This window comes from Caldimonas thermodepolymerans (assembly GCF_015476235.1).
Lineage (GTDB): Bacteria > Pseudomonadota > Gammaproteobacteria > Burkholderiales > Burkholderiaceae_C > Caldimonas > Caldimonas thermodepolymerans.
Genome location: NZ_CP064338.1, coordinates 2,056,099 through 2,072,936, shown reverse-complemented (window position 1 = coordinate 2,072,936; position 16,838 = coordinate 2,056,099). Strand labels below are relative to the sequence as shown.

The following is a 16,838-nucleotide window of genomic DNA, read 5'->3' as shown; positions in this document are numbered from 1 at the left end:
TCAAGGATCGGCAGTTCAAGGCAGTTCAATGAAGGTCGTTGGTTTCTGTGGTTATTCGGGGTCGGGCAAGACCACGTTGATCGAGCAGCTCATCGGGCGCTTCCGGCGCGAGGGGCTGCGGGTTTCGGTCGTCAAGCACGCGCATCACAAGTTCGACATCGACCATGAGGGCAAGGATTCCTGGCGGCACCGCCAGGCCGGCGCCTTCGAGGTGGTGGTGGCCTCCGCGCGGCGCCTGGCGAAGATCCGCGAGTTCGAGGTCGAGTGCGAGCCCTCCGTCCACCAGCTGATCGCCGAGCTGGTGGACGCGGACTGGGTGTTCGTCGAGGGCTACAAGCACGCCGACATCGGCAAGATCGAGGTGTGGCGCCCCGTCACGGGCGAGCGCGCGCACTACGTCGACGACCCGTTCATCTTCGCGATCGCCACGGACCAGCCCGATCGCCTGCCCGAGCCGACACTGCGCCCGGTGCTGGATCTCAATGACATCGATGCGGTCGCCGCGTATCTGCTGGAGAATGCGTCCCGCTATGAGTACCAGTACATCCCGTAGCCCGATGCTGAGCCTGGAGGAGGCGCTCGAGCGCCTGCTCTCGGGCGTCCGACCGTTCACCGAACAGGAGCGCCTGCCCACGGCCGAAGCGCTGGGGCGCGTGCTGGCGGAGGACCTGGTGTCCCCGCTGGACGTGCCGCCGCTGGCCAACAGTTCCATGGACGGCTATGCCGTGCGCGTGGCCGACGTGCCGGCCGCGGGCACCGAGCTGCAGGTGGCGCAGCGCATTGCCGCAGGGCAGGTCGGCACGGTGCTGCAACCCGGCACCGCCGCGCGCATCTTCACCGGCGCGCCGGTGCCGGAGGGGGCGGATGCCATCGTGATGCAGGAGCAGTGCGAGGCGCTCGAGGGCGGCCGGGTGCGCATCCACGCGGTGCCGCAGCCGCGGCAGTGGATCCGCGAGCAGGGCGAGGACGTGCGCCGCGGCAGCGTGGTGCTGGCGCGCGGCAGGCGCCTCAAGCCGCAGGACATCGGCCTGGCGGCCACGGTGGGGGCCGCGAGCGTCGCGGTGGTGCGGCGTCCCCGCGTGGCGCTGTTCTCGACCGGCGACGAGCTGGTCATGCCCGGCGAGCCGCTGCGCCCCGGCGCGATCTACAACTCCAACCGCTACACGCTGCGGGCGTTGCTGGCCCAGTTCGGCTGCGAGTGCACCGACCTCGGCATCGTGCCCGACACGCTGGAGGCCACGCGCGAGGCGCTGCGCAGCGCCGCGGCCGGGCACGACCTGATCCTGACCTCGGGCGGGGTGTCGGTCGGCGAGGAAGACCACATCAAGCCGGCGGTGCAGGCCGAAGGGCAGCTGGACCTCTGGCAGATCGCGATCAAGCCGGGCAAGCCGCTGGCCTTCGGCCGGGTGCGCGAGGCCTGGTTCATCGGGCTGCCGGGCAACCCGGTGTCCAGCTTCATCACCTTCCTGCTCGCGGTGCGGCCGTTCCTGCTGGCGCTGCAGGGGGCCGACCCGGCGATGCCGCGGCCCTGGGCGGTGCCGGCGGCCTTCGACTGGCCCAAGGCGGACAAGCGCCGCGAGTTCCTGCGCGTGCGCCGCACCGCGGACGGCCGCGTCGAGCTGTTCCCGAACCAGAGCTCGGGCGTGCTGACGTCCACGGTGTGGGCCGACGGCGTGGTCGACAACCCGCCGGGCCAGACCGTCGCCGCGGGTGACGTGGTGCGCTTCATCCCGTTTGCGGAGTGGATGCAATGAAGGTGTCGGTGAAGTACTTCGCCTCGATCCGCGAGGCCCTGGGCCCGGGCGAGACGGTCGAGCTGGCCGAGGGGGCGACCGTGGGCGCGCTGCGCGAGCTGCTGATCGCGCGCTCGCCGGCGCACGGCGAGGCGCTGGCGCGTGGCAAGGCGCTGCGCATGGCGCTGAACCAGGCGCTGTGCGACGAAGCGGCCGTCGTCACGGCCGACGCCGAGGTGGCGTTCTTCCCGCCGGTCACCGGAGGCTGAACCATGGGCACGCCGCGCGTGAGCATCCAGGCCGAGGACTTCGACCTGTCGACCGAGGTGGCGCGGCTGCGCCAGGGCGATGCCGGCGTCGGCGCGGTGGCCACGTTCGTCGGCACCGTGCGTGACGTCAGCGACGGCCAGGGGGTCCAGCGCATGGAGCTGGAGCACTACCCGGGCATGACCGAGAAGTCCATCGAGGCGATGATCGACGAGGCGCAGCGGCGCTTCCGCATCCGCGGCGTGCGCGTGATCCACCGCGTCGGCCCGCTGCTGCCGGGCGACCAGATCGTGCTGGTGGCGGTGACCTCCGCCCACCGGGGCGATGCCTTCCAGGCCTGCGAGTTCCTGATGGACTACCTCAAGACCCAGGCGCCGTTCTGGAAGAAGGAACACACGCCCGACGGGGCGCGCTGGGTCGATGCCCGCAGCAGCGACGACGCCGCGCTGGCGCGCTGGGGCATCCGGGCCGACAACGCCGGCGCCGGGCAAGGCTGATGGCCCAGCTGACGCTGGTTCATGCCGTGGCCGTGGGCGCCGGTGCGGCGCTCGGCGCGGTGCTGCGCTGGCTGGCGGGCCTGTGGCTCAACGGCAGCGGGGCCGGCTTCCCGATGGGCACCCTGCTGGTCAACTGCGTCGGCGGGCTGCTGATCGGCGCGGCGCTGGTGGGCTTCAGCCGCTGGCCGGACGAGTTCTGGCGGCTGCTGTTCGTGACCGGCTTCCTGGGCGGGCTGACGACCTTCTCCGCGTTCTCGGCCGAATCCCTGCAGCTGCTCGAGAAGCAACAATGGGCACTCGCCGCCGCCCACGCGCTGGCGCACGTGCTCGGGGCGCTGGGTTGTGCGGCGCTGGGCGTGCGGGCGATGCGGCTGCTGCTGTCCTGACGGTCGCGCCGGTTTGATGCAGCGCAGGCCGCGGCACGTGGCTTGCACTTGAAATGCGCCGGGTCCGCCTCATTTCCTTCGCAGTTCGGAGGATTTCCCATGTCACTCAACAAGCTCACGACCAAGTTCCAGGAGGCGCTGTCGGATGCCCAGAGCCTGGCGCTGGCGCATGACAACCCCTACATCGAGCCGGCGCACGTCCTGCTGGCCATGCTGAAGCAGGAGGACGGCCCCCGGGCGCTGCTGTCGCGCGCGGGCGTCAACATCGGCGGGCTGCAGAAGGCCATGGAGACGGCCATCCAGCGGCTGCCGCAGGTGCAGGGCGCCGAGCAGGTGCAGGTCGGCCGCGACACCGTCTCGCTGCTGCAGGCCGCCGAGAAGGAGGCCATCAAGCGCGGCGACCAGTTCGTCGCCAGCGAGATGTTCCTGCTGGCGCTGACCGACACCAAGGCCGACATCGGCCAGGTCGTGAAGGAGCACGGGCTGACGCGCAAGGCGCTGGAGGCCGCGATCGAGGCGGTGCGCGGCGGGCAGAACGTCGACAACCCCGAGGCCGAAGGGCAGCGCGAGGCGCTGAAGAAGTACACGCTGGACCTGACCGAGCGCGCCCGCCAGGGCAAGCTGGACCCGGTGATCGGCCGCGACGACGAGATCCGCCGTGCGATCCAGGTGCTGCAACGTCGCTCGAAGAACAACCCGGTGCTGATCGGCGAGCCGGGCGTGGGCAAGACCGCCATCGTCGAAGGCCTGGCGCAGCGCATCGTCAACGGCGAGGTGCCCGAGACGCTGAAGAACAAGCGCGTGCTGGTGCTGGACATGGCCGGCCTGCTGGCCGGGGCCAAGTACCGCGGTGAGTTCGAGGAGCGCCTGAAGGCCGTGCTGAAGGAAGTGGCCCATGACGAGGGCCGCATCATCCTGTTCATCGACGAGATCCACACGATGGTCGGCGCGGGCAAGGCCGAGGGCGCGATCGACGCGGGCAACATGCTCAAGCCGGCGCTGGCGCGCGGCGAGCTGCACTGCATCGGCGCGACCACGCTGGACGAGTACCGCAAGTACATCGAGAAGGACGCCGCGCTGGAGCGGCGCTTCCAGAAGATCCTGGTCGACGAGCCGAGCGTCGAGCAGACCATCGCGATCCTGCGCGGCCTGCAGGAGAAGTACGAGGTGCACCATGGCGTCGAGATCACCGACCCCGCCATCGTGGCCGCGGCCGAGCTCTCGCATCGCTACATCACCGACCGCTTCCTGCCCGACAAGGCCATCGACCTGATCGACGAGGCCGCGGCCAAGATCAAGATCGAGATAGATTCCAAGCCCGAGGTGATGGACCGGCTCGACCGGCGCCTGATCCAGCTGAAGATCGAGCGCGAGGCGGTGCGCAAGGAGAAGGACGAGGCCTCGCAGAAGCGCCTGGCGCTGATCGAGGAGGAAATCTCCCGGCTGGAGCGCGAGTACGCCGACCTGGAAGAGATCTGGAAGGCCGAGAAGGCCACTGCCCAGGGCTCGGCCCAGATCAAGGAAGAGATCGACCGCATGCGCTTCCAGATCGAGGAACTGAAGCGCAAGGGCGACTTCAACAAGGTCGCCGAGCTGCAGTACGGCCGCCTGCCCGAGCTGGAGAAGAAGCTCAAGGAAGCCCAGGCCAAGGAGGCCGGCAAGGCCCAGGATGGCGGCCGTCCGCGCCTGCTGCGCACGCAGGTGGGCGCCGAGGAGATCGCCGAGGTGGTCTCGCGGGCCACGGGCATCCCGGTGGCCAAGCTGATGCAGGGCGAGCGCGACAAGCTGCTGAAGATGGAGGAACGCCTGCACGAGCGCGTGGTGGGGCAGGACGACGCCATCGCCGCGGTGGCCAACGCGATCCGTCGCTCGCGCGCGGGCCTGTCGGACCCGAACCGGCCGCTGGGCAGCTTCCTGTTCCTGGGCCCCACGGGCGTGGGCAAGACCGAGCTGTGCAAGGCGCTGGCTGCCTTCCTGTTCGACACCGAGGAGCACATGATCCGCATCGACATGAGCGAGTTCATGGAGAAGCACTCGGTGTCGCGGCTGATCGGTGCGCCGCCGGGCTACGTGGGCTATGACGAGGGGGGCTACCTGACCGAAGCCGTGCGGCGCAAGCCCTACAGCGTGGTGCTGCTCGACGAGGTCGAGAAGGCCCACCCGGACGTGTTCAACGTGCTGCTGCAGGTGCTGGACGACGGCCGCCTGACCGACGGCCAGGGCCGCACGGTGGACTTCAAGAACACGGTGATCGTGATGACCAGCAACCTGGGCTCGCACCTGATCATGCAGATGGCGGGCAAGGACCCCGAGCTGATCCGCGAGGCGGTGTGGGCCGAGGTCAAGCAGCACTTCCGTCCGGAGTTCCTGAACCGGATCGACGAGGCGGTGGTGTTCCATGCGCTGGACCAGAAGCACATCGAATCGATCGCGAAGATCCAGCTCAAGGGCCTGGAGCAGCGGCTCGAGAAGATGGAGATGCGGCTGGAGGTGTCGCCCGAGGCGCTGTCCGAGCTGGCCAAGGTCGGCTTCGACCCGGTGTTCGGCGCCCGGCCGCTGAAGCGGGCGATCCAGCAGCGCATCGAGAACCCGGTGGCACGGCTGATCCTGGAGGGGCGTTTCGGCCCGAAGGACGTGATCCCGGTGGACGCGCAGGTCACCGACGACGGGGTCGAGTTCACCTTCGACCGCGTGGTGCACTGACCGACGCCCGATGCGAAACGGCCCCGGTGCCTGGTGCCCCGGGGCCGTTTTCCTGTGGGGCGGGGCTCAGGCCGGCTGGCGCTTGAGCCAGGCGTCCAGCTTCTGCAGCTGGAAACGGATCAGCGACTGGTTGGTCTTGCTGCGCTCGAAGACGCAGTGCAGCGCCAGGCGCCGGTCGCCCGGCAGCGGGCGCACCACCTGGTGGTGGCGCTCCGACGACAGCAGCATTTCCTGCGTCGGCTCGGCCAGGCTCATCGCCAGGCGTGCCAGGTGCTGGGCGCGAAACAGCGCCGCGCCTTGCTGGGCGAGCTGGGTGGCACTCGGCGTGCTGCCGGCGTGGGCCAGCGCGGTGCCTTGGTCGATGTCGAAGATGCAGCAGGCCTGCAGGCCGGCCAGCCCCGAGACCAGCCGCAGGTAGGTGCTCAGCGCGGCCGACAGGCCCGTGCCGGGCGCAGGGGCGGTCGACAGCGCGGTGGCCGCGGGCAGGGGCATCGGGGCCGAGACCGGCAGCGTGCCGCTGCCAGGAGCCGGCGGCAGGTCCAGCGTCAGCGGGGGCAGCTCGTTGCGCTCGGCCCTCGCCGGCGCCGCCAGGCGCCCGCGCATGTGGTTCTTCTGCCAGAAGCCGAGGATGTAGTTCCAGGCGTCGGCCGGACGCGCCGGGGTGGGCGCGGCGCGCAGCAGCAGGCCGGGGCGCTGCACCACCTGGTTGCATTGCGCGGCGGCCGCCGCGGCGGCCTGCGCGCCGAACGGCAGCACCAGCAGGTTGGGGCAGGTCCAGCCGGCCGCATGCACGTACTGCAGCGTCGAGCGCAGGGCGTTGGCGCAGTGTTGGCCACCCATCTCGCCGAGCAGCACGATGCTGGCCTGGCTCATCTCCAGCAGCACGCGCGCGACCGCCTGCTGGGCCGCCGGGGTGCTGTCGACCGCCGTGGAGTAGATGCGCACGGTTTCGCCACCCTCGGCGAGGAAGCTGACGTATTCGATCGATGCCAGCGTGGTGCCGTAGCCCTGCTGGCGGATCACCAGCCGCTGTACCGGGCTGCAGCCCCAGGCGCCGAACTGGCGCAGCAGCTGTCGCGAGTGGATGTCACCCAGGTCGTGCAGGGCGATGTGGCGGCTGGCGCGGTGGGAAAACTGCAGGCGCAGCGCCTCGGCGGCGTCGCAGGACACGAACAGTTCCCACACGTTGTCACCGACGGGCCGGCCGATGTCGTGGGAACCGGTCCCGTCGGCCTCGCCGTGCATGATGGCCGTGGCAGGGCCTTCCAGCGGGCGCGTCGGCGCCCACTCGGGGGCCACGTCCCGCTCCCGCGAACCCCGATCGGCCGGGAAGGGTGGCTTTTGCATGACGGTCGACATCTCTCGAAGCATGGAGGCAGTGTAACTATCCGTTTCGCGGATGTGCTCTCCCCAATTGAGGGGGAAAAGGCCCCCATTCGTGCGGTTTTCGAACCGGTCGGCGGCGTGGCAAGGCGGCGGGGCGCCGGCTGCGCCGGGGCCCGGTCGATAGAATCGATCCTTCACTTCGCAGTAACACACAGGACTCGCATGCAAGCGACTGCATCCGCCCCGGTGGTGATCGTCGGTGCCGGCCTGGCCGGGTTGACCGTGGCCTTGCACCTGGCCGATCGCCAGCCGGTGATCGTGCTGGCCAAGCGTGACCTCGAGGAGGCCGCCACCGCCTGGGCGCAGGGGGGCATCGTCGGCGTGCTGGGCAGCGACGACAGCGTCGACAGCCATGTGCGTGACACGCAGGACGCCGGCGCCGGCCTGGTGGACGAGCAGACGGCCCGCTTCATCGCCGAGCACAGCGCACAGGCCATCGAATGGCTGGTGCAGCGCGGCGTGCAGTTCTCGCCGGACCCGTCCGGCCCGCTCGGCCTGCACCTGACCCGCGAGGGCGGCCACGCGGTGCGCCGCATCGCGCATGCGGCCGACGCGACCGGCAAGGCCATCCACGACGTGCTGCTGGCGCAGGCCAAGGCGCATCCGAACATCGACCTGCGCGAGCGCTGGATGGCGGTGGACCTGATCACCTCGCGCCACCTCAAGCGCGACGAGCCGCCACGCTGCTACGGCATCTATGCGCTGGACATCGACAACGGCCGGGTCGAGACGCTGCCGGCCTCGGCGGTGGTGCTGGCCACCGGCGGCGTCGGCAAGGTCTACCGCTATACCAGCAACCCGGACACCTCCACCGGCGACGGCATCGCGATGGCCTGGCGCGCCGGCTGCCGGGTCGGCAACATGGAGTTCATCCAGTTCCACCCGACCTGCCTGTACCACCCGCAGGAGCGCAGCTTCCTGATCACCGAGGCGTTGCGCGGCGAGGGCGCCCACCTGAAGCTGCCCAACGGCGAGCGCTTCATGCCCGCGCACGACCCGCGCGCCGAACTGGCGCCGCGCGACATCGTCGCCCGCGCGATCGACTTCGAGATGAAGAAGCACGGCCTGGACCACGTGTGGCTGGATGCCACGCACCTGGGCGCGGACTTCCTCAAGGAACATTTCCCGACCATCCACGCGCGCTGCCTCAAGCTGGGCATCGACATCACGCGCCAGCCCATCCCGGTGGTGCCCGCGGCGCACTACACCTGCGGTGGCGTGGTGACCGACCTGCACGGCCGCGCCGACCTGCCGGGGCTGTATGCAGTGGGCGAGACCAGCTACACCGGGCTGCACGGGGCGAACCGGCTGGCGAGCAACTCGCTGCTCGAGTGCGTGGTGCTGGGCCGCACGGTGGCCGAGCACATCCTGGCGGCCGGCAGCGAGCCGGCGCCCGCGCTGCCGGCCTGGGACGAGAGCCAGGTCGAGGACGCCGACGAGCAGGTGGTGATCTCGCACAACTGGGACGAGCTGCGCCTGCTGATGTGGAACTACGTCGGCATCGTGCGCACCACCCGGCGGCTGGAGCGGGCACTGCACCGCATCCAGCTGCTGCGCGCCGAGATCGACGACTACTACGCCAACTTCCGCGTCAGCCGCGACCTGCTGGAGCTGCGCAACCTGGTCGACTGCGCCGAGCTGATCGTGCGCTCGGCCCTGATGCGGCACGAAAGCCGCGGCCTGCACTACAGCCGCGACTTCCCGCAGACCCTGCCGGCGAGCTTCCCGACCATCCTGGTGCGGCCGGCCGGGCGGCGCGGCGGCAACGGCGCGCCGGTGCCCAACTTCCTCGGCATGTGAGCGGTCAGGTCCGGGCGCGCATCGCGGTGCGGGCCTGGACGAACTCGAACGCGTAGCGGACCGCCTCCTCGATGGAGCGCTCGATCTCGATGTGCTCCTTGGCGGTCAGGTAGAAGGCCAGGTCCACCTCGTGGCGGATGTAACGCGGCGGCAGCCGGTTCAGCGCCACGCAGGCCACGTCGGGCAGCTGGTCGTCGCGCACGAACGGGTAGCGGGCCGCCATCGCGGCCACGGCTTCCAGCACCGGGCGTTCGTAGTGGTTGCGGATGGACGTGAAATCGGCGTGCATCGCGGACCCTCCTGGCTCACGGGCGCAGTATCCGCACCGGCGGCACGCCGGCAAGCGCCGGTTTGCGGGGGAGGGGCCGCCGCCATGGCGGCGGCTCCGCCGGCGCGGCCTCAGACCCGCCCGAGCACGCGCATCGAGTAGTCGACCGCCTTGACGTCCTTGGTCAGGCGGCCGATGGCGATGCGGTCGACGCCGGTGGCGGCGATCGCCCGCACCTGGTCCAGGCCCACGCCGCCGGAGACTTCCAGCAGCGCCCGGCCGGCGTTGACGGCCACGGCCTCGCGCACCTGGTCAAGGTCGAAGTTGTCCAGCAGCACGCTGGTCGCACCGGCGTCGAGCGCCTCGCGCAGCTGTTGCAGCGTCTCCACCTCGATCTGGATCGGCACGCCCGAGTCCAGCGCCTGCGCGTTGCGCAACGCCTGGGCCACGCCGCCGGCCGCGGCGATGTGGTTTTCCTTGATCAGGATGCCGTCGTACAGCGCCAGGCGCTGGTTGGCGCCGCCGCCGACGCGCACCGCGTACTTCTGCGCCAGGCGCAGGCCGGGGATGGTCTTGCGCGTGTCCAGCACCAGGCAGCCCCGCGGGTTGGGCGAGGCGCCGGCGATCGCGTCGACGTAGCGGCGCGTGACCGTCGCGGTGGCCGACAGCAGCTGCAGGAAGTTGAGCGCGGGCCGCTCGGCCGACAGCAGGGCGCGGCTGTCGGCCTCGATGTGGCACACCAGCGTGTCGGGTCGCATCAGCGCGCCTTCGGCGTAGTGCCAGTCGATGCGCGCTTCAGGGTCGAGGGCGCGGATGCAGCCGGCGAACCAGTCGCAGCCGCACAGCACGGCTTCCTCGCGCACCAGCACGCGCGCCTTGACGCGCAGGCCTTGCGGCACCAGCTGCGCGGTCCAGTCGCAGCGGCCGATGTCCTCCATCAGCGCGTCGCGGATGTTGCGCTCGCGCGCCTGTTCCAGGGTCTCGTTGAACTCGAACATCTCAAGCAGGTCTCAGGCGGCCCCGATGTCGGGCACGAAGCCGCGCGCCGGCTTGGCGATCGCGGCGGGGTGGCGGGCGACGAAGTCGAGCATGCGCTCGATGCAGCCGAGCGCCTGGCTGCGCGTCGGCTCGGGCACGGTGATCTCGCCGCTGCCCTGCTCGAGGCAGGCGACCACGCCCTGCAGGGCGTTCATCGCCATCCACGGGCAGTGCGCGCAGCTCTTGCAGGTGGCGCTGTTGCCGGCGGTGGGCGCCTCGATCAGCACCTTGTCGGGGGCCAGCTGGCGCATGCGGTGCAGGATGCCGTTGTCGGTCGCGACGATGTACTCGCGCGCGCTGCCCTGCAGCACGGCCTGCAGCAGCTGCGAGGTGGATCCGACCACGTCGGCCTGCTCGACCACGCTGCGCGGCGATTCGGGGTGCACCAGCACCATCGCGCCGGGGTGCTCGCGCTTGAGCAGCTCCAGCTCCAGGCCCTTGAACTCGTCGTGCACGATGCACGCGCCGTTCCACATCAGCATGTCGGTACCGGTCTGCTCCTGGATGTAGCGTCCCAGGTGCTTGTCCGGGGCCCACAGGATCTTCTCGCCCTGGTCCTTCAGGTGCTGCACGATGGCCAGCGCGCAGGAGCTGGTGACCATCCAGTCGGCGCGCGCCTTCACCGCGGCGCTGGTGTTGGCGTAGACCACCACCTTGCGGTCCGGGTGGGCGTCGCAGAACGCGGCGAACTCGTCCGGCGGGCAGCCCAGGTCCAGCGAGCAGGTCGCGTCCAGGTCGGGCATCAGCACGCGCTTGTCGGGCGAGAGGATCTTGGCCGTCTCGCCCATGAAGCGCACGCCGGCCACCACCAGGGTCTTGCTCGCATGGTCGCGGCCGAAGCGCGCCATCTCGAGCGAGTCCGCGACGCAGCCGCCGGTCTCCAGTGCCAGGTCCTGCAGGTCGCCGTCGACGTAGTAATGGGCCACCAGCACCGCGTCATGCTTCGCAAGCAGCGCGCGGGCGCGCTCCTTCCATTCACGGCGCTCCTCGGCCGTCAGGGGCGGGGGCACCTTGGCCCAGGCGTGGGCCGTGCAGCTGGCACCCGAGGCGTCCTGCCGGGTGTAGTCGTAGATCACTTGTTCCATGTGGCGAGCAGGCCCTGCGGCCTGCATGGCGAGGGGAAAAGACCAGAAATGGTAGCCGAGCGGGCGAAGATGCTCGCCCACATGGGATATGGCGCTGCGCGCAGGCGATGCCACCCCGGGCTCAGCCCAGGGCTTTCTCTGCCTCCATGACCTTGAAGCGCGCCAGTGCCAGGTTGGTGTGCTGCTTGTCGAGCACGGCCAGCAGGAACAGCTCGGGGTGCGTGGTCACGGTGCGCAGCACGTGGTGGCGGCGGCCCTGGGTGACGATGATCTCCTCGATGCGCTCGCCGCTGCCCATCTCGCGCGCGGCACGGCGGTGCGCCTTGAGCACTTCGGTGTGGCTGGCCGCGGCCAGGTCGATCGCGATGTCCTCGCCCTCGGCGGAGCGGCGGCTGCCGAGGACCATGCCGGTGCTGGCATCGATCACGCAGCAGGCGAGCAGGCCCTCGACCGCAGTCAGCTGCTCGAGGGTACGCAGCATGCGGGTCAGGTCCAGCGTGGAGCGCGGCGTGTCGATGCGCACCGTGGGCTCGGGCGAGGCGCTGGCCGGTGCGGTGCGCGGCGCCACTTTGCCGGCGATCGGCGCGTCGAGGTCCGCGACCTTGATCGGGAACTCGCCGGCACCGCCGGCCGGGCCTCCGTCGACGCTTTCCCAGCGCGGCAGGGTCTTGACCTTGTTCCAGACGTTGAGGATGTTGTTCCACACCGCCGAGGCGCTGGTCATCGGCTCGGTCGTCACCGTGACGTTGAGCCGCGGCGGCCAGGGCATGGCCGCGATGCGCGGCGCCATCTGCGCCACCGGGGTCGAGAGCATGAACAGCAGGTTGGGGCAGCGCCAGTGCGCCCCGCGGGTGGCGGCGTGCAGCGTGGCGAGGATCTGCTCGACCGCAGCGGCCGGCATCGGCGCGACGATCACCGCCGTGAGGTGGCTGCTTTCCATCAGCGCGAGCGGGATGGCCTGCGCGTCCGGGCTCTCCTCGCGCACGTCGGTGTGATAGATCTTCAGCGGGTCCTCGACCCGGCGCGGCAGCGCGGTGCGCTCGATCAGCGCGATGGTGGCCAGCGTGTTCTGATGGCGCAGGTGCAGCCGTTCGATCGGCTGCCCGGAGGCGTCCGACAGCGCCTTGATCACGCTGCCGGCCCACATGCGGGCCGGATCGAACAGGGTGATCTGCCGGGTGGCGGTCTCCAGGTCGGCGCGGGTCGCCTTGAGGTGCTGGCGGATCGCCTCCGAGGGGGACCCGGTGACGAACAGGTCGCTGGTGTGCTTGTCGACGATGTGACCCAGGTCGCTGACCTCGGCGGCCGAGCTCTCCAGGATGGCGGTGGCGGCAAAGTCGGGGGTGTCGTGGCCCCGGCGGGGGGTGGTCGGGGCACCCAGATCGCCGAAGAGGGAGGTCAGCATACGGCGTCCTTTCCTGTTCGATGCAGGCGGCACGGGGCACGTCCTGCGGCACGGCCAGACGGGGCCGCAGAGCGTCCGGGCACCAGGGGCCGGACGCGGCGACCTCGATGCAGTGTAGTGAAGGGCCTGTCCAGGGTCACCCCCGCTAAAGGAGGGAGGCGATCCCGGCTGGCCGGGCGGCGACGGAGGCGGGACGAACGGCAGCCGCTCAGGGCACCTGGCGGGGCGACTGGCTGCCGAAGAACTGGCTGGGCGGGGTGCCGACCGAGCGGCGCACCATGGCCGTGAAGGCGCTGGGGCTGGCGTAGCCCAGCTCGCTGGCGATGTGGCTCATCGGCAGCCTGCGCGCGGCCAGCGACACGGCCTTGGCCAGCAGCACCTGCTGGCGCCACTGCACGAAGCTGGTGTTGAGCTCCTGCCGGAACAGCCGCGCCAGCGTGCGCGGGCTGGCGCCGACGTCGCGCGCCCAGGCCTCCAGCGTGGTGTGGCGGGTCGGGTGGTGCAGCACCGCCTCGCAGAGCGCGCGCAGGCGCTTGTCGGTGGGCAGGTTCACGCCCAGCGGCACCTCGCGGGCGCGGCGCAGCTCGTCGCAGACCAGCGCGCTCAGGTGGTGTTCACGGTAGGCCTGCTCGTCGGTGAGCGCCGGGCCGCTGCCGTCCGGGCGGGTGTCCAGCTCCAGCACCAGCGCGCGCAGCAGCTCTGAGACCTCCAGCACCCGGCAGTGCTGCCATGCGGCCGGGTCGGACTCGCGCAGGTCGGGCCCGCAGTGGCCGGGCGGCTGGTGGAAGTAGACCGTGCGCATGTCCGCGTCCTCGACCACGGTGATCGCATGCTCGACCCCGGCGGGCACCCACACGGCGCGCGTGGGCGGCACGATGTAGGTGGAGCGCTCGGTGCTCAGCCGCAGCACGCCGGTGACCGAGAAGGTGAGCTGCGCCCACGGATGGCTGTGGGGCGTGACGTGCACGTCGGCACGCAGGCCGTGCGCCTTGGCGCGCACCGGCCGCTGCGGCGTCGGGCAGAACAGGTGCGGGGTCAGCGGCCCGATCTGCTCCAGCGCACGGCTGGACGTGGGGCGGGGGGCCGGGACGGTGCGGCTTGGCATGTTCTCGACAGAAGTTGTCGTGCTATCGTAACTGCGCCTTGGCCCGGCTGCCTACCATCGGGCTCGTCGTTCCGTTTCCCCCCTTACCGCACGACCCATGGCGACCACCGCGACTCCCAATCCCGTCCCGCTGCGGCAGGACGCGCGCACCATCGGCCTGATCGGCGTGGCGCACGGCACCTCGCATTTCTTCCACATGCTGCTGCCGCCGCTGTTCCCCTGGTTCATCAGCGACTTCTCGCTGAGCTATTCGGAACTCGGACTGCTGGTGACGCTGTTCTTCGTGATCTCGGGCGTCGGGCAGGCGCTGTCGGGCTTCCTGGTCGACAAGGTCGGCGCGCGGCCGGTGCTGTTCGTCGCGCTGTGCTGCTTCGTCGGCGCGGGGCTGGCGGCGGCCTCGGCGCAGGGCTACGTCGGGCTGATGCTGGCCTCCGCGCTGGCCGGCTTCGGCAACGCACCGTTCCACCCGGTGGACTTCACCATCCTGAACAAGCGCGTCTCGGCGCCGCGGCTGGGCCATGCCTTCTCGGTGCACGGCATCACCGGCAACCTCGGCTGGGCGCTGGCGCCGGTGTTCCTGGTCGGCATCACCCAGGCCACCGGATCGTGGCGGCTGGCCTGCGCGGGGGCGGCGCTGGTCGCGGTCGCGGTGCTGGTGCTGCTGCTGCTCAACCGCGATGCGGTGGACGACAGCGTGGGCGCCTGGGCGCACGAGAAGAAGGGCGCGGGCGGCCAGAGCGCGGCGGTGGCCGAGCACCCGCTGGCGTTCCTGAAGCTGCCCTCGGTGTGGCTGTGCTTCTCGTTCTTCTTCTGGTCGACCTGCGCGCTGAGCGCGGTGCAGAGCTTCGCCAGCCCGTCGCTGCAGCAGCTCTACGGGCTGCCGCTGTCGATCACGTCGATGGTGGTGACCGGCTACATGCTGTGCGGGGCGGCCGGCATGATCATCGGCGGCTTCCTGGTCGCGCGGGTCGAGCGGCTCGAATTCACGATCGGTGTCGCGCTGCTGGTCGGCGCGGCGCTGCTGACCCTGGCGGGCAGCGGCCTGGTGCCGGGCGTGGCCGCGGCGGTGATCGCGGCGCTGGCGGGCTTCGGCATCGGGCTGGCGGGACCGTCGCGCGACATGCTGATCAAGCGCGCCGCGCCGCCCGGGGCGACCGGCCGGGTCTACGGCACGGTGTACTCGGGCCTGGACCTGGGCTTCGCCGTCGCCTCGCCGACCTTCGGCATGCTGCTGGACCGCGGGCTGCCGGACTGGGTGTTCTACGGCTCGGCGCTGACCCTGGTGATGGGCGTGCTGTCGGCCACGCTGGTGAGCCACCAGCAGCGCGCACGCACCGCCTCGGCGGCCGCGGCCGCCTGAGGGGCGTCCGAGGTGGCGCAGATCCCGGGACAGACTGAACGAAACCACGGCATGAGCGAACGTCCCGCCCCGCGCCTGGCCGGCCACGCGCTCGTGGAGGCGCTCATCGAGCAGGGCGTCGACACGGCCTTCGGCGTGCCCGGGGAAAGCTTCCTCGCGGTGCTGGACGGCTTCCACGAGCACCGCGGGCGCATCCGCTTCGTCGCCTGCCGGCAGGAGGGCGGTGCCGCCTTCATGGCCGAGGCGCAGGGCAAGCTGCGCGGGCGGCCGGGCATCTGCTTCGTCACGCGGGGGCCCGGGGCGAGCAACGCCGCCATCGGCCTGCACACGGCGTTCCAGGACTCCACGCCGATGATCCTGTTCGTCGGGCAGGTGGGCAGCCACGTGCGCGACCGCGAGGCTTTCCAGGAAGTGGACTACCGGGCGATGTTCGGGCCGGGCACCGGCGGCTTCGCGAAGTGGGTGGCCGAGGTCGACCGCCCCGAGCGCCTGCCGGAGTACGTCGCGCGCGCCTTCCACGTCGCGCTGCAGGGGCGCCCCGGTCCGGTCGTGCTGGCGCTGCCCGAGGACATGCTGATGACGCCCACCGACGCGCCGGTGCTGCCGCGCGTGGAGCCGGCGCAGGCCTGGCCGGCGCCGGGGGCGCTGCGCGCGCTGCGGGCCCTGCTGACGGGGGCGCAGCGGCCACTGGTGATCGCCGGCGGCAGCGGCTGGGATGCCGAGTCCTGCAAGGCGCTGCAGCGCTTCGCCGAGAACTGGCAGCTGCCGGTGGCCTGCGCGTTCCGCTTCCAGGACCTGTTCGACAACCGCCACCCGCTGTATGCGGGCGACGTGGGCCTGGGCATCAACCCGAAGCTCGCGCAGCGCATCCGCGAGGCCGACCTGATCCTCGCGGTCGGCGCCCGGCTGGGCGAGGTGACCACCGGCGGCTACACGCTGATCGAAGCGCCGCGGCCGAAGCAGAAGCTGGTGCATGTCCATGCCGGGGCCGAGGAGCTCGGTCGCGTCCACGCCGCGGACCTGCTGGTGCAAGCCTCGATGGCCTGCGCCGGGCGGGCGCTGGAGACGCTCGCCGCGCCGCCGTCGCTGCCGTGGACCGCGTGGACGCAGGGCGTGCACGCCGACTACGAGGCCAACCTCGAGCCGCCGCCTGCAGCCGGGGCGCTCGACATGGGCCAGGTGGTGCGGACCCTGCAGCGCGTGTTGCAGGAGGAGGGCCGCGAGGACGCCGTGCTGGCCAACGGCGCCGGCAACTTCGCCGGCTGGCTGCACCGCTACTACCGTTACCCGGGCCTGCACCGGGCGGGCCGCACCCAGCTCGCGCCGACCTCCGGGGCCATGGGCTACGGCGTGCCGGCCGCGATCGCCGCCAGCCTGCTGCAGCCGCAGCGCACCGTGGTCGCGCTGGCCGGCGACGGCGACTTCCTGATGACCGGGCAGGAGCTGTCCACCGCGGCCGCGCACGGCGCACGGCCGGTCGTGATCGTCGCCGACAACGGCGCCTACGGGACGATCCGCATGCACCAGGAACGGGTGTTCGCGGACCGCGTCTCGGGCAGCGTGCTGTGCAACCCGGACTTCGTGCAGTACGCCCGTGCGTTCGGCTGGGAGGCGGCGCGCGTGACGCGCACCGACGAGTTCGAGCCGGCCCTGCGCGATGCGCTGCACAGCGGGCGGGCGACGCTGCTGCACCTCAAGCTCGACCTCGAGGACCTGTCCAGCCGCGCGACGCTGGGGGCCATCCGCGCCGCCGCCTCGCGGCAGGGCTGAGGCGCTGCAACCTCCGGTCACGCACTTCGACGCCC

The 16,838-nt window shown here is 71.3% G+C and carries 15 protein-coding genes; 9 read left to right on the top strand and 6 right to left on the bottom strand.

Annotation, left to right across the window (positions count from 1 at the left end; all coding sequences use genetic code 11):
* Nucleotides 1–28 precede the first annotated feature (28 nt).
* From mobB to clpB, 6 genes are all read left to right on the top strand, one after another.
* A complete protein-coding gene (gene mobB, locus IS481_RS09680) occupies nt 29–553 on the top strand; it encodes a molybdopterin-guanine dinucleotide biosynthesis protein B (protein WP_104358452.1) in 525 nt (174 codons plus the stop codon).
* Nucleotides 531–1,754 carry a molybdopterin molybdotransferase MoeA gene (locus tag IS481_RS09675; protein WP_232529214.1) on the top strand — a complete coding sequence of 408 codons (1,224 nt, stop codon included), beginning with the start codon at nt 531–533 and terminating at the stop codon, nt 1,752–1,754. The genes mobB and IS481_RS09675 overlap by 23 nt, the downstream gene beginning before the upstream one ends.
* Entirely contained in the window at nt 1,751–2,002 is a 252-nt protein-coding gene (gene moaD / locus IS481_RS09670; RefSeq protein ID WP_104358454.1) for a molybdopterin converting factor subunit 1, read from the top strand. The genes IS481_RS09675 and moaD overlap by 4 nt, the downstream gene beginning before the upstream one ends.
* Nucleotides 2,003–2,005: 3 nt before the next feature.
* Nucleotides 2,006–2,497: a molybdopterin synthase catalytic subunit MoaE gene (moaE, locus tag IS481_RS09665; protein WP_104358455.1), complete on the top strand. Its 492-nt coding sequence runs from the start codon at nt 2,006–2,008 to the stop codon at nt 2,495–2,497.
* Nucleotides 2,497–2,883, top strand: a complete 387-nt coding sequence (gene crcB, locus IS481_RS09660) for a fluoride efflux transporter CrcB (protein WP_104358456.1) — start codon at nt 2,497–2,499, stop codon at nt 2,881–2,883. The genes moaE and crcB overlap by 1 nt, the downstream gene beginning before the upstream one ends.
* Nucleotides 2,884–2,982: 99 nt before the next feature.
* On the top strand, nt 2,983–5,586 hold the full coding sequence (gene clpB, locus IS481_RS09655) for an ATP-dependent chaperone ClpB (RefSeq protein WP_104358457.1): 2,604 nt from the start codon (nt 2,983–2,985) through the stop codon (nt 5,584–5,586).
* Nucleotides 5,587–5,652: 66 nt separating this feature from the next.
* On the opposite strand, the gene IS481_RS09650 is transcribed toward clpB, so the two are convergent.
* Nucleotides 5,653–6,885, bottom strand: a complete 1,233-nt coding sequence (locus tag IS481_RS09650; protein ID WP_104358458.1) for a hypothetical protein — start codon at nt 6,883–6,885, stop codon at nt 5,653–5,655.
* 249 nt (nt 6,886–7,134) lie between these two features.
* Between IS481_RS09650 and nadB the strand changes: the two genes are divergently transcribed.
* Complete coding sequence (gene nadB, locus IS481_RS09645) at nt 7,135–8,772, top strand: L-aspartate oxidase (RefSeq protein ID WP_104358459.1); 1,638 nt, start codon at nt 7,135–7,137, stop codon at nt 8,770–8,772.
* Between the two features lie 4 nt (nt 8,773–8,776).
* On the opposite strand, the gene IS481_RS09640 is transcribed toward nadB, so the two are convergent.
* From IS481_RS09640 to IS481_RS09620, 5 genes are all read right to left on the bottom strand, one after another.
* On the bottom strand, nt 8,777–9,061 hold the full coding sequence (locus IS481_RS09640; protein ID WP_104358460.1) for a late competence development ComFB family protein: 285 nt from the start codon (nt 9,059–9,061) through the stop codon (nt 8,777–8,779).
* Between the two features lie 110 nt (nt 9,062–9,171).
* Nucleotides 9,172–10,038, bottom strand: coding sequence for a carboxylating nicotinate-nucleotide diphosphorylase (gene nadC, locus IS481_RS09635; RefSeq protein ID WP_104358461.1), 867 nt, complete (start codon nt 10,036–10,038; stop codon nt 9,172–9,174).
* A gap of 12 nt (nt 10,039–10,050) precedes the next feature.
* Entirely contained in the window at nt 10,051–11,163 is a 1,113-nt protein-coding gene (gene nadA, locus IS481_RS09630) for a quinolinate synthase NadA (RefSeq protein WP_104358462.1), read from the bottom strand.
* Between the two features lie 121 nt (nt 11,164–11,284).
* On the bottom strand, nt 11,285–12,568 hold the full coding sequence (locus tag IS481_RS09625) for a roadblock/LC7 domain-containing protein (protein ID WP_104358463.1): 1,284 nt from the start codon (nt 12,566–12,568) through the stop codon (nt 11,285–11,287).
* 208 nt (nt 12,569–12,776) lie between these two features.
* Complete coding sequence (locus IS481_RS09620; RefSeq protein ID WP_104358464.1) at nt 12,777–13,673, bottom strand: AraC family transcriptional regulator; 897 nt, start codon at nt 13,671–13,673, stop codon at nt 12,777–12,779.
* A 97-nt stretch (nt 13,674–13,770) separates the two neighbouring features.
* On the opposite strand from IS481_RS09620, the gene IS481_RS09615 reads away from it, so the two are divergent.
* Together IS481_RS09615 and IS481_RS09610 are read left to right on the top strand one after the other, a co-directional pair.
* A complete protein-coding gene (locus IS481_RS09615; protein WP_104358465.1) occupies nt 13,771–15,033 on the top strand; it encodes an MFS transporter in 1,263 nt (420 codons plus the stop codon).
* A gap of 51 nt (nt 15,034–15,084) precedes the next feature.
* Nucleotides 15,085–16,803, top strand: a complete 1,719-nt coding sequence (locus tag IS481_RS09610; protein WP_104358466.1) for a thiamine pyrophosphate-binding protein — start codon at nt 15,085–15,087, stop codon at nt 16,801–16,803.
* The last annotated feature ends 35 nt before the right edge of the window (nt 16,804–16,838 follow it).